General features: G+C 62.4%; 12 protein-coding genes. 10 read left to right on the plus strand and 2 right to left on the minus strand.

The window, feature by feature from the left end; genetic code table 11:
* Positions 1-85: 85 nt before the first annotated feature.
* Entirely contained in the window at positions 86-2,839 is a 2,754-nt protein-coding gene (locus tag QMK52_RS18480; protein ID WP_005789060.1) for a response regulator, read from the minus strand.
* A gap of 205 nt (positions 2,840-3,044) precedes the next feature.
* Here QMK52_RS18480 and QMK52_RS18485 point away from each other — a divergent pair, with 205 nt between their 5' ends.
* Together QMK52_RS18485 and QMK52_RS18490 are read left to right on the plus strand one after the other, a co-directional pair.
* Positions 3,045-3,773 carry a response regulator transcription factor gene (locus QMK52_RS18485; protein WP_005789059.1) on the plus strand — a complete coding sequence of 243 codons (729 nt, stop codon included), beginning with the start codon at positions 3,045-3,047 and terminating at the stop codon, positions 3,771-3,773.
* On the plus strand, positions 3,760-5,118 hold the full coding sequence (locus tag QMK52_RS18490) for a sensor histidine kinase (protein ID WP_032880642.1): 1,359 nt from the start codon (positions 3,760-3,762) through the stop codon (positions 5,116-5,118). The genes QMK52_RS18485 and QMK52_RS18490 overlap by 14 nt, the downstream gene beginning before the upstream one ends.
* A 3-nt stretch (positions 5,119-5,121) precedes the next feature.
* Here QMK52_RS18490 and QMK52_RS18495 read toward each other — a convergent pair whose 3' ends face one another.
* Positions 5,122-5,637 carry a DUF2062 domain-containing protein gene (locus QMK52_RS18495; RefSeq protein ID WP_005789057.1) on the minus strand — a complete coding sequence of 172 codons (516 nt, stop codon included), beginning with the start codon at positions 5,635-5,637 and terminating at the stop codon, positions 5,122-5,124.
* A gap of 135 nt (positions 5,638-5,772) precedes the next feature.
* Between QMK52_RS18495 and QMK52_RS18500 the strand changes: the two genes are divergently transcribed.
* The 8 genes from QMK52_RS18500 to murB all read left to right on the plus strand — a co-directional run bounded on the left by QMK52_RS18500 (position 5,773) and on the right by murB (position 12,627).
* Positions 5,773-7,998 (plus strand): DNA internalization-related competence protein ComEC/Rec2, encoded by a 2,226-nt coding sequence (locus QMK52_RS18500; RefSeq protein WP_320403181.1) that lies wholly within the window; start codon positions 5,773-5,775, stop codon positions 7,996-7,998.
* Positions 7,999-8,107: 109 nt separating this feature from the next.
* Complete coding sequence (locus QMK52_RS18505) at positions 8,108-8,743, plus strand: MotA/TolQ/ExbB proton channel family protein (protein ID WP_005789055.1); 636 nt, start codon at positions 8,108-8,110, stop codon at positions 8,741-8,743.
* On the plus strand, positions 8,740-9,168 hold the full coding sequence (locus QMK52_RS18510) for an ExbD/TolR family protein (protein ID WP_005789054.1): 429 nt from the start codon (positions 8,740-8,742) through the stop codon (positions 9,166-9,168). Before QMK52_RS18505 ends, QMK52_RS18510 begins: the two co-directional genes overlap by 4 nt.
* On the plus strand, positions 9,168-10,178 hold the full coding sequence (lpxK, locus tag QMK52_RS18515; RefSeq protein WP_194438565.1) for a tetraacyldisaccharide 4'-kinase: 1,011 nt from the start codon (positions 9,168-9,170) through the stop codon (positions 10,176-10,178). Before QMK52_RS18510 ends, lpxK begins: the two co-directional genes overlap by 1 nt.
* Before the next feature lie 22 nt (positions 10,179-10,200).
* A complete protein-coding gene (locus QMK52_RS18520) occupies positions 10,201-10,386 on the plus strand; it encodes a Trm112 family protein (RefSeq protein WP_003174668.1) in 186 nt (61 codons plus the stop codon).
* Entirely contained in the window at positions 10,383-11,147 is a 765-nt protein-coding gene (gene kdsB / locus QMK52_RS18525) for a 3-deoxy-manno-octulosonate cytidylyltransferase (RefSeq protein ID WP_320403182.1), read from the plus strand. The genes QMK52_RS18520 and kdsB overlap by 4 nt, the downstream gene beginning before the upstream one ends.
* Positions 11,147-11,611 (plus strand): low molecular weight protein-tyrosine-phosphatase, encoded by a 465-nt coding sequence (locus tag QMK52_RS18530; RefSeq protein ID WP_005789044.1) that lies wholly within the window; start codon positions 11,147-11,149, stop codon positions 11,609-11,611. Before kdsB ends, QMK52_RS18530 begins: the two co-directional genes overlap by 1 nt.
* A complete protein-coding gene (gene murB, locus QMK52_RS18535) occupies positions 11,608-12,627 on the plus strand; it encodes a UDP-N-acetylmuramate dehydrogenase (RefSeq protein ID WP_320403183.1) in 1,020 nt (339 codons plus the stop codon). The genes QMK52_RS18530 and murB overlap by 4 nt, the downstream gene beginning before the upstream one ends.
* Positions 12,628-12,639 lie beyond the last annotated feature (12 nt).

The following is a 12,639-nucleotide window of genomic DNA, read 5'->3' on the forward strand; positions in this document are numbered from 1 at the left end:
CTGCAATTTACACGATGGAAATGCTGACTAAATGTGGGAGGGGGCTTGCCCCCACATTTTGATTGGTGTTGTCCATAAAATTGCGTCAGGCGCTGACTCTGGCTTCACTGGCCAGCCGCGCAATCGCCATGTCCAGTTCATCCAGCGCGGCCATGGCCTTGGCATCGTCCTGCTTGAGCAGGGTTTCAGCGCGTTGGCATGCCGCGCGCAATTGCGGCACGCCACAGTAGCGCGTGGCGCCGTGCAGTCGGTGCACGCGCTCGATCAAGGCGTGATTGTCATTGGCTTCGCGGGCGACGGTAATTGCCAGGCGGTCGGCTTCCAGGGAGGCCAGCAGCATGGCGAGCATGTCGGCGGCCAGGTCGGCCTTGTTGGCGGCCAGGCGCAGGCCCTCCTCGTGGTCGAGCACCAGCAGTTGCACACCCTGAGCCAGGCCGTCGTTGACGCGTTCCGGGCCCTGGTTACGCAGGGCCAGGCCGGTCCACTTCAACACCACCTGGGCCAGTTGCCGCTCGCTGATGGGCTTGGTCAGGTAGTCGTCCATGCCGCTCTGCAACAGGGCGCGTTTTTCATTGGCCATGGCGTGAGCCGTGAGGGCCACCACCGGCAGCGGCGTGCCGTGGCGCTCGCTTTCCCACTGGCGGATCGCCTCGGTGCTTTGGCGGCCGTCCATGCCGGGCATTTGTACATCCATCAATACCAGATCGAAGGTTTCCTGCTTCACCGCATCAATGGCCGCGTAACCGCTCTCGACCGCCTGCACCTTGGCGCCCATGTCTTCCAGCAGGGTTTGTACCAGCAACAGGTTCGCCGGGTTGTCGTCCACGCACAGCACACGCGGCGCACGGCTGGACAGCGGCTCACCCGGCTCGCTGCGTGAAGGGCGGGGGCTGATCAGGTCGGCCAGGGAGCGGCGCAGCTTGCGTGTGCAGGCTGGCTTGGCCTGCAATTGGCTGTTGGGGTTGGGTACCGATTGGTTGAACAGCATCTGCTCGGTGGTCGGGCACAGCACCAGCACCTTGCAACCCAGGTGTTCAAGGTCCCACAAGTGCTGGTTGAGACGCTCGGGCGGAATGTCATTGGCCGTCACGCCGAGCACCGCCAGGCTGATGGCCTGTTCGGTCTGGTGCGCACTGGTGATGCCGTTGGTCAGGCTTTCCAAGGTATTGAAGGGTGTGACTTCCAGGCCGCAGTCTTCCAGTTGGTGTTGCAGGGCCTGGCGCGCCAGCTCGTGGTTTTCCAGTACGGCCACGCGGCGACCCAGCAGCGGCGGGGCGGGCAGGTCTTCGACGTCGTCGCGGGTCTTGGGCAGGTTCAGGCTGATCCAGAATTCCGAGCCTTCACCCGGCGTGCTGTCGACGCCGATTTCACCGCCCATCTGCTCGATCAAACGCTTGGAAATCACCAGGCCCAGACCGGTGCCGCCAGGCTGGCGCGACAGCGAGTTGTCGGCCTGGCTGAACGCCTGGAACAGCGCGCGCACATCCTGGTTGGACAGGCCTATGCCGGTGTCTTGCACGCTGATGCGCAATTGCACGCTGTCCTCCTGTTCGTCCTCGACCATCGCCCGGGCGACGATGGTGCCTTCGCGGGTGAACTTGATCGCGTTGCTGATCAGGTTGGTCAGGATCTGCTTGAGGCGCAGCGGGTCGCCCACCAACGCCAGCGGCGTATCGCGGTACACCAGGCTCACCAATTCAAGCTGCTTGGCATGGGCGGCGGGGGCGAGGATGGTCAGGGTGTCTTGCAGCAAGTCCCGCAGGTTGAACGGCACGCTGTCGAGCACCAGCTTGCCGGCCTCGATCTTCGAGAAATCGAGGATTTCGTTGATGATGCCCAGCAGGTTATCGGCGGATTTTTCAATAGTGCCCAGGTAATCCAGCTGGCGCGGCGACAGCTCGCTTTTTTGCAGCAGATGAGTAAAACCGAGGATGCCGTTGAGCGGCGTGCGGATCTCATGGCTCATATTGGCCAGGAACTCGGACTTGATACGGCTGGCCTCCAGGGCCTCCTTGCGCGCCAGGTCCAGCTCGATGTTCTGGATCTCGATGGTCTCCAGGTTCTGGCGTACGTCCTCGGTGGCTTGGTCGATGCTGTGTTGCAGTTCTTCCTGGGCGTTCTGCAGGGTTTCGGCCATGCGGTTGATACCCGATGCGAGCTGGTCCAGTTCCTGGCTGCCCAGAGGCGGCAGGCGTGTTTCCAGGTTGCCGTCTTTGAGCTGGGCCACGGCTTGCTTGATCTGGCCAATCGGCGAATTGATGGTACGGCTGATCCGCAGGGCGAGCGCTGCGGTGAACATCAGGCCGATGGCGATCAACAACAGGCTGGCGAACAGGCTGCGGTAGCCGCGCAGCAACATGCCATTGTGGGACAGCTCCACTTCGACCCAGCCCAGCAGGCGGTCTGCCTCATCCGGGATCACGTCGCCGGCGAGGTTGCGATGGCGGCCGAATACCGGCAGCAGATAGCGGGTGGCATCGTTGCCGGTGCGCTGCAACAGGCGCGAACTGTTGCCGGTGGGTGGTGGGTTGAGCATGGTCGGGCCGGCGTGGGCCAGGGACGAACGGTCTGGCGCCAGGAACGACACGGCGCGCACGTCCGGTTGCTCCAGGGACTGGGTGGCGATGCGCTCCAGCAGCTCGGCGTTCTTGTGGCCCAGGGCCGGCGCTACCAATGGCGCCAATTGCTCGGCAATCATTTCGCCGCGCTGCAACAACTGGCTCTGCAACTCCGAGAGTTGCATCCAGGTGAAATAGCCTCCCAACAACAGAGCCATCAGGCTGGTCGGTAATAAGGTCAGCAACAGTACGCGGCCTTTTATCCCCATTCTTCTAAGCACGCCACTCTCCTGCTACCACGTTGTTATCCATTATCCACACAGGCATCCGGCCCGCGCCACCTGCGCAGTGTAGCCATTTGCACGACCTGGAATCTTGCAAATTAATGACATGCGGCAATCTTCGGGCCATTCGGCGCCGGGTGGCGATTGCCTGTGAACGTTTAATCTTGAATAATCAGTGATTGAGAATGACTTGCAGACGCTAATGACTCCCGCAGCAGTTGGCCTACCCACAATCCTGACCATCGAAGATGACCCCGTGCTGGGTGCCTACGTGCATGAGCAACTTGGCCGCAGTGGTTTTCAGGTGACGTGGTGCCGCAACGGCCAGCAGGGCCTGCAAATGGCTTGCGAGCAGGCGTTCGACCTGGTGTTGATGGACATCCTGCTGCCGGGGCTCGACGGCTTGTCGATCCTCACCCATTTGCGCAAGAGCCATGCCATGCCGGTGATCCTGATGTCGGCCCTGGGCGCTGAAGCCGATCGCATCAGCGGTTTTCGCCTGGGGGCGGACGACTACCTGCCCAAACCGTTCAGCATGGTAGAGCTGCGTGTGCGCATTGAAGCCATCCTGCGCCGCGTGGCCCTGGATCGCCGCCCCGAGCCGCCGCGCCCGGTGATGCGTGAGGATGCCCGGGTGTTGCAGTTTGACGATGAGCGCTGTGATGTGGCCTGCCAGCAACACTGGGCCGGGTTGACGCGCAGCGAATACCGGCTGCTGGAAACCCTGCAGCGCAATGTTGAAGAAGTGCTCAGCAAAGCCTTCCTGTATCAACACGTGCTGCAGCGCGGTTATGCACCCCATGACCGCAGCCTCGACATGCACGTCAGTCAGATTCGCCGCAAACTCAAGGCCATCGGCTACGCCGAGCGTGAAGTGCGTACAGTGTGGGGCAAGGGCTATGTGCTGAGCGGTCATGATGAAGGGCTTTGAGCGGCTGCCTGGCAAACACTCATTGTTCTGGAAGCTGGCCTGCCTGTTGATCGCCTTCTGTTTGCTGATGATTTGGCTCAGTTGGTCGTGGGGCCGCTACATGGAGCAGCAGAGTGCTTACCTGTCCGACAAGTCGCGGGAGATCCTCAGCGGTTACGCCGCAGGTGCCGAACTGGCGTGGAGTACACAAGGCCGCGCCGGCGTGGATGCCTGGTTGCAATTGATGGCCAAGCGTGAAACCACCTGGGTGGGTGTGATCGGCAACGATTTGCAATCCCTGGGCAGCACGCCGCTCAGCGACAAGGAAAGCCAGCGCCTGACCTTTTTACGCGGGCTGGATTGGCCGGTCAGCCGGCATGTCATCGGTTTGCCGTGGATGAAGGTACCGTTTCCGGTTGATCCGGGGATGGGGTCGCTGGTGATCGAGTTGCCGCAGCGCTTTATGCCGGGGCGTTATCAACTGTTCTGGCGGGTGGTGACCAATGGCGTCATCCCGGGCCTGTTTACCTTGTTGCTGTGCATCGGCCTTTATCGGCTGCTGATCATGCCGCTCAATCAATTGCGCGAGCAGGCCAATGCCTGGCGTGCAGATCAGTTGAATACGCGTATGTCCCGGGATGCGACCAGTCGCCAGGATGAGCTCGGGGAGCTGGGGCGCGCCTTTGACCATATGTCTGAACGCTTGCAGGGCACGGTGCGCTTGCAACAGCAGTTGCTGCGCGACATGTCCCATGAATTGCGCACGCCTTTGAGCCGCCTGCGGGTGGCCTGCGACAGCGAGCAAGACCCGGCCAGGCTGCGTGAGCGCCTGGGTCGGGAAATCGACGCCATGCAGCGCCTGGTGGAAGACAGTCTGCAACTGGCCTGGCTCGACAGCGAAACAGCGCCGCTGCCCCAGGAAGACATTCAGCTCCAGGCGTTGTGGGACATGTTGCGCGAAAATGCCTGTTTCGAAAGCCACTGGCCGGCATCGCGCCTGCCATGTCTGTTGCCGGCCGACAGTTGGGTGCGCGGCAACCTGAATGCACTGGCCCAGGCCCTGGAAAATATCCTGCGCAACGCCATACGCCACTCGCCAGCCGAGGGCACCGTGCTACTTGATGGCTGCCGCGAAGGGGACTATTGGCATATCTGGCTACAGGACCAGGGCGGCGGTATTGATGAGCAGGATTTGGAAACTATCTTCGCGCCCTTTACCCGGTTGGACGGCTCGCGGCCCGGCGACGGCGGGTTCGGCCTGGGCTTGAGCATTGCCCGCAACGCCGTGCAGCGTCAGGGCGGGCGCTTATGGGCGCAGAACTGCGGGCCGGGTTTGCGCGTACATATACGCTTGCCGGCCCGTTAACCGTCAACGGCGACGCAGCTTGCGTTTCTTCCACTGGTGCGCGACCCACCAGCGCCAGTAGGCCATGGTCAAGCAATAAGCCAGCGCCCCCAGCACCAGCCCCAGTACCACCGAACCCAGCAGAAACGGTTGCCAGAGCGTGCTCAACTGGCCGCTGATCCATTCCCAGGTCAGGTCGTCGGGCAGGCTGCGTGGCGGCACATTCATCAGCCAGGCGCCGGTCAGGTAGGTACAGACGAATACCACCGGCATGGTGACCGGATTGGTCAGCCACACCAGGCTGACTGCTATCGGCATATTGCCGCGCACAGTGATCGCAAGGATCGCCGCAAGCAGCATCTGCAAAGGAATCGGTATAAACGCCGCGAATAAACCCACCGCCATGGCGCGAGCCACCGAATGCCGGTTCAGGTGCCAGAGGTTCGGATCATGCAGCAGGGTGCCAAGAAACTGTAATGACTTGTGTTCCCTGATGCTGCTGGGATCGGGCATGTACCGTTTGAATAAGCGCCGGGGCATAAGGGGTCCAGGTCAATTTGAAGGGCAAGTATGCCCGGATTCTATAAACAGAAAATTCAGACTTTGTGACAAAACATCATAGGCGCTATCGGTCAGCCGGCTAAGACTGAATGGATCACTGGAAAAGGATGATTCATGAAAACAGGGATGTTCGCGCTGGCGCTGGGGTTGCTGGTATTGCGCTGGTTACCCGCATTGCCGTCTGGCGCCGGGTTGCTGGCCATGCTGATACTGGCCTTGATGCTGCTGCCTTTTCGCACCTATCCCGTGGCGTTTTTTCTGGTCGGCCTGAGTTGGGCCTGCATCAGCGCACAGTGGGCGCTGGATGATCGATTGCAACCGGCGCTGGACGGGCAGACGCGCTGGGTACAAGGGCGTGTCATCGGCTTGCCGCAGCAGACCGGCACGGGCGTGCGTTTCGAGTTGGCCGACAGTCGGTCGCGCAATGCACGGCTGCCCAAACGTATCCGGGTGTCCTGGCACGGCGGGCCGACCGTAAACAGCGGCGAGTACTGGCGTCTGGCACTGACGCTCAAGCGGCCCGCCGGCCTGCTCAATTTTCATGGCTTTGACCACGAAGCCTGGCTGCTGGCCCAGCGTATCGGCGCCAGCGCGACGGTGAAGGATGGTGAGCGCCTGGCGCCGGCGCGCAATGCCTGGCGTGATGCGGTTCGCCAGCGCCTGATGGCCGTGGAAGCGCACGGCCGCGAGGCGGGCCTGGCGGCGTTGGTGCTGGGCGACGGTTCCGGGCTTGCACCTGAGGATTGGCAGGTGTTGCAGAACACCGGCACGGTGCATCTGCTGGTGATTTCCGGACAGCACATTGGCTTGTTGGCGGGGTTGATCTACGGCTTGATCGCGATGTTGGCGCGCTATGGTTGCTGGCCGCGAGGCTGGCCATGGCTGCCATGGGCGTGCGGCTTGGCGTTTGCCGGGGCGTTGGGCTATGGCCTGCTGGCAGGGTTCGGCGTGCCGGTGCAGCGGGCTTGTGTGATGGTGGGCCTGGTGCTGCTGTGGCGTTTGCGTTTTCGCCATTTGGGGGTGTGGTGGCCGTTGTTGCTGGCGTTGAATGGCGTGTTGCTCATCGAACCCCTGGCCAGTCTACAGCCGGGGTTCTGGTTGTCGTTTGCGGCGGTCGCGGTGTTGGTGCTGGCATTCAGCGGGCGCCTGGGGCCGTGGAGCGTCTGGCAAATCTGGACCCGCCCCCAGTGGTTGATCGCAATTGGCTTGTTTCCGGTCCTGCTGGTGTTGGGGTTGCCCATCAGCCTTAGTGCCCCAGCGGCCAATCTGTTCGCCGTGCCCTGGATCAGCCTGGTAGTACTGCCTTTGGCGCTGCTGGGCACGGCGCTGCTGTGGGTGCCGTTGGTCGGCGAGGGCGTGTTGTGGCTGGCCGGTGGCGCACTGGACGGATTGTTCAAGGGCCTGGCGCTGCTCGCTGCACAACTGCCGGCCTGGGTACCGGCTGAGGTGCCTTTGAGGTATTGGCTGGTGAGCCTGGCGGGCGCAGTGATTGTGTTGTTGCCCAAGGGGCTGCCATTCCGAGTGCTGGGTTGGCCCATGCTATTGGTGGCAGTGTTTCCACCCAGAGATGGGGTGCCCCATGGCCAGATGGAGGTGTTGCAACTGGATGTCGGCCAGGGCCAGGCACTGATCCTGCGTACCCGCCATCACACCTTGCTCTACGATGCCGGGCCGCGCTCGGGGCCTGTCGATCTGGGCGCGCGCGTGGTCTTGCCGTCGTTGCAGAAGCTCGGGGTAGGGCAGTTGGACATGATGCTGCTCAGTCATGCCGATGCCGATCATGCCGGCGGTGCCGCGGCGGTGGCCCGTGGCCTGCCCGTCAAGCGTGTGGTGGGCGGTGAAACCGAAGGGCTGCCGGCGTTTCTCGCTACGCAACCCTGCAGGAGTGGTGAACATTGGAAGTGGGACGGCGTGGCATTCGAACTGTGGCAATGGCCTGGTGCTATCGAGGGCAATCCGAAATCCTGTGTATTGCAGGTCCAGGCCAACGGCGAACGCCTGCTGCTCACCGGTGATATCGATCGCGCCGCCGAGCAAGCATTTCTGGCCTCGCCGCTGGCGGTTCCGACCGACTGGCTGCAAGTCCCGCACCATGGCAGCCGCAGTTCTTCGTCCTGGGCTTTCCTGCAGCGGCTGGCGCCAACCGCGGTGCTGATTTCCCGGGGGCGCGGCAACGCGTTCGGCCATCCGCATCCGCAGGTGCTGAAGCGCTATCAGGCGCTGGGTAGCCGGGTATATGACAGTGCCGAGCAAGGCGCTGTACGGCTGCGCCTGGGGGCATTCACGCCACCAACGGTTGCGCGCAGTCAACGTCGTTTCTGGCGCGAACCGTTACCGTAACCCAGCGTTACCAAAGACTCAGGGTCGCGACAGGCGGGCCTGTTGCCGACGAACCCCGCTGCCGAACCTATATGGTAAAGTGGCGCACTTTTTCGAGGGGACATTCACTGTGTGGGAATTGGTCAAATCCGGCGGCTGGATGATGTTGCCGATCATTCTGAGCTCCATCGCCGCACTCGGCATCGTCGCCGAACGCCTGTGGACCCTGCGCGCCAGTCGCGTGACCCCTGAACACCTGCTGGGGCAGGTCTGGGGCTGGATCAAGAACAAACAGCTCGACAAGCAAAAACTCAAGGAGCTGCGCGCCAATTCGCCGCTGGGTGAAATCCTCGCCGCCGGCCTGGCCAACTCCAAGCATGGTCGCGAGATCATGAAAGAGTGCATCGAAGAAGCGGCTGCCCGGGTTATCCATGAACTGGAGCGCTACATCAATGCCCTCGGCACCATTGCCGCCATGGCGCCGCTGCTCGGTTTGCTCGGCACGGTGCTGGGCATGATCGATATCTTCAGCTCGTTCATGGGCTCGGGCATGACCACCAACGCGGCAGTATTGGCCGGGGGGATTTCCAAGGCATTGATCACCACCGCCGCCGGCCTGATGGTGGGGATTCCTTCGGTGTTCTTCCACCGCTTCCTGCAGCGTCGCATCGACGAACTGGTGGTTGGCATGGAACAGGAGGCCATCAAGCTGGTGGAAGTGGTGCAGGGCGATCGTGACGTAGACCTGGTCGAGGGCAAAGCGTGAAATTTCGCCGCAAGCAACGGGAAAATGTCGATATCAACCTCGCGTCATTGATCGACGTGGTGTTCATCCTGCTGCTGTTCTTTGTCGTGACCACCACCTTCACCCGGGAAACCCAGCTGCGTGTCGACTTGCCCGAGGCGGTGAGCGGTTCACCTGCCGAAGACCAGCAGGTCAAGCAACTGGATATCGCCATCAGCGCAGAAGGCGTATTTTCAGTGAATAACCAATTGCTGCAGAAAAACGACCTCGCCGGCCTGATGGAGGCCTTGCAGAAGGAGTCCGGTGGCGACACCCAGCTACCGCTGTCGATCAGTGCTGATGGCAAGACCCAGCACCAAGCGGTGATCACCGCCATGGACGCGGCCGGCAAGCTCGGCTTCAGCCATTTGCGCATGACCACCGTCGAGGCGGCGAGCCCGCCCTGATGGCCATGTCCGATCGTTTGCTCAAGGCCTGGTACGAGGGCCATCCGGCATTGGTGCTGTTGCGGCCGCTGGAGTCACTGTATCGCCGCGTGGTGCAACGCAAGCGTGCGCGCTTCGTGGCAGGCGAGGGCGAGATTTATCAATCGCCGGTGCCGGTGGTGGTGGTCGGCAATATCACCGTGGGAGGCACCGGCAAGACGCCGCTGATCCTGTGGTTGATCGAGCATTGCCGTCGTAGCGGTTTGCGCGTGGGCGTGGTCAGCCGTGGCTACGGTGCCCAGCCGCCGCAGTTGCCGTGGCGGGTCGAGGCCAGCCACAGTGCCGAGGTGGCCGGCGACGAGCCCTTGCTGATCGTGCAGCGCAGCGGCGTAGCGCTGATGATCGACCCCGACCGCAGCCGCGCGGTAAAGGCCCTCTTGGCCAGTGAACCGCTGGACCTGATCCTCTCCGACGACGGCCTGCAGCATTACCGCCTGGCCCGCGATCTCGAACTGGTGCTGATCGACGCTGCCCGTGGCCTCGGCAATCGTCGCTGCCTGCCGGCCGGGCCGTTGCGCGAGCCGGTGGAGCGCCTGCAAAGTGTAGATGCGTTGCTCTATAACGGTGCCGGTTCGGACCGTGAGGATGGTTTTGCGTTCCGACTGCAGCCCACCGCGCTGGTCAACCTGCGCAGCGGCGAGCGCCAGCCCGTCACGCACTTTGCGCCGGGCCAACAGGTGCATGCGGTCGCCGGTATCGGCAATCCGCAACGTTTCTTCAATACCCTTGAAACGCTACACTGGCAGCCGCTGCCCCATGCTTTTGCCGACCATGCGCCCTACAGCGCCGAGGTCTTGAATTTTACCCCGTCATTGCCGCTGGTCATGACCGAAAAGGACGCGGTGAAGTGCCGCGCCTTTGCCCAGCCCGACTGGTGGTACCTTGCGGTGGATGCGGTGCCGTCGCCAGCGTTCGTCGCCTGGTTCGACACGCAGTTGATGCGTCTGCTGCCCAACCGTCTATTGCCTTAACGCTTCTTTCCAGGAATCACTCATGGACACCAAACTGCTCGACATCCTCGCTTGCCCGATCTGCAAAGGCCCGCTCAAGCTCAGCGCCGACAAAACCGAGCTGATCAGCAAAGGTGCCGGCCTGGCTTACCCGATCCGTGACGGCATCCCGGTGATGCTTGAAAGCGAAGCCCGTACCCTGACCACCGATGAGCGCCTGGATAAATGACCACCGCCTTTACCGTCGTCATCCCCTCGCGCTATGCCTCGACGCGTCTGCCGGGCAAACCGCTGCAACTGATCGGCACCAAGCCGATGATCCAGCTGGTGTGGGAACAAGCGTGCAAGAGCAGCGCCGAGCGGGTAGTGGTGGCCACCGATGACCCGCGTATCATCGAGGCGTGCAAAGGGTTCGGTGCCGAAGCGGTCCTGACCCGCGAAGACCATAACTCCGGCACTGATCGTCTGGCCGAGGTGGCGACCAAGCTTGGCCTGGCGCCCGACGCCATCGTGGTCAACGTGCAAGGTGACGAGCCATTGATACCGCCGGGTGTCATCGACCAGGTCGCCGCCAACCTCGCGGCCCATGGCGAGGCGCGTATGGCGACCTTGGCCGAACCGATCGAAGATATCGAGACGCTGTTCAACCCGAACGTGGTGAAAGTGGTCAGCGACATCAACGGCCTGGCACTGACCTTCAGTCGCTCTACCTTGCCGTGGGCGCGGGATGCCTTTGCCAGGAGTCGCGACGTGTTGCCGGAAGGCGTGCCGTATCGCCGCCATATCGGCATCTACGCCTACCGCGCCGGTTTCCTGCATGATTTTGTCAGCTGGGGCCCGTGCTGGCTGGAAAACACCGAATCCCTGGAGCAACTGCGCGCCCTGTGGCACGGCGTGCGCATCCATGTGGGCGATGCGTTGGAAGCGCCGCCGGCGGGCGTCGACACTCAGGAAGATCTCGAACGCGTCCGTCGCCTGCTGGGCGCCTGATGGAAGTTCTGTTTGTATGCCTGGGCAATATCTGCCGCTCGCCAACCGCTGAAGGCGTCCTGCGCCATAAATTGCGCGAGGCGGGCTTGGCCGGCCAGATCGAGGTGGCGTCTGCCGGCACCGGTGAATGGCATATCGGCAACCCGCCGGACCAGCGCAGCCAGCGTGCGGCACTGGGGCGTGGTTACGACCTGTCATTCCAGCGTGCCCAGCAGGTTTCCCGCGCCGACTTTGCGCGCTATGACCTGATCCTGGCCATGGACCACAGCAACCTGCGCAACCTCAAGGCCATGCAGCCGGGGCAGGGCAAGGCGGAACTGGACTTGTTCCTGCGCCGCTTTGACGGCGAAGTGGACGAAGTGCCAGACCCTTACTACGAAGGTGAACAAGGTTTCGAGCGGGTCCTGGACCTGATCGAGCGCGCCTGTGATTTATTGGTGATCGAATTGAAGGGGCGGTTATGACCTTGCAAGTGCTTGCGCAGGTATCGCTCAAGCCATTCAACAGCTTCGGCATTGATGTGCTCGCTCAATTATTTGCCGAGGCCCACAGCGATGCCGAGGTTCGCGAAGCCATCGCCTATGCCGCTGCACACGCGGTACCGTTGCTGGTGATTGGTGGGGGCAGCAATTTGCTGTTGACCCAGGATGTCCCGGCGCTGGTATTGCGCATGGCAACCCGAGGCATTCGCGTGCTGCACGACGATGGCGTGCACGTGGTGGTCGAAGCCGAAGCGGGCGAAGCTTGGCACCCGTTCGTCCTGTGGACCCTTGAGCACGGCTTCTGCGGCCTGGAAAACCTCAGCCTGATCCCCGGCACCGTCGGCGCCGCACCCATGCAGAACATCGGGGCCTATGGCGTGGAGATCAAGGATGTCTTCGCCGGCCTCACCGCCCTGGATCGCCAGACAGGCGAACTGCGGGATTTCAGCCTGGACGAATGCAACTTTGCTTACCGTGACAGCCTGTTCAAGCATGAAGTCGGGCGGTGGTTGATCCTGCGGGTACGCTTTGTCCTCAGCCGCACCACTCACCTGAAACTCGACTACGGCCCGGTGCAACAGCGCCTGACCGCGCAGGGCATCACCCACGCTACACCAAGCGATGTGAGCCGGGCGATTTGCAGCATTCGCCGCGAGAAACTGCCGGACCCGGCAGAGTTGGGCAATGCCGGCAGCTTCTTCAAGAACCCACTGGTGTCCCAGGCCCTCGCTGCCGAACTGCAAAGCCAATACCCGGACTTGGTCGCATACCCTCAGGCCGACGGGCAAATGAAACTCGCCGCCGGCTGGCTGATCGACAAGGCAGGGTGGAAGGGCTTTCGTGACGGCGATGCGGGCGTGCATAAGCTGCAGGCCCTGGTGCTGGTCAACTACGGCGCAGCCACAGGGCGCGAGATTGCCAACCTGGCGCTACGTATCCAGCAGGATATCTTCAAGCGTTTCAAGGTCGAGCTGGAGATGGAACCCAACCAGTACTGATCTTTCAGGCCT

The organism is Pseudomonas sp. P9_2 (genome assembly GCF_034008255.1).
GTDB classification, from domain to species: Bacteria; Pseudomonadota; Gammaproteobacteria; order Pseudomonadales; family Pseudomonadaceae; genus Aquipseudomonas; species Aquipseudomonas synxantha_A.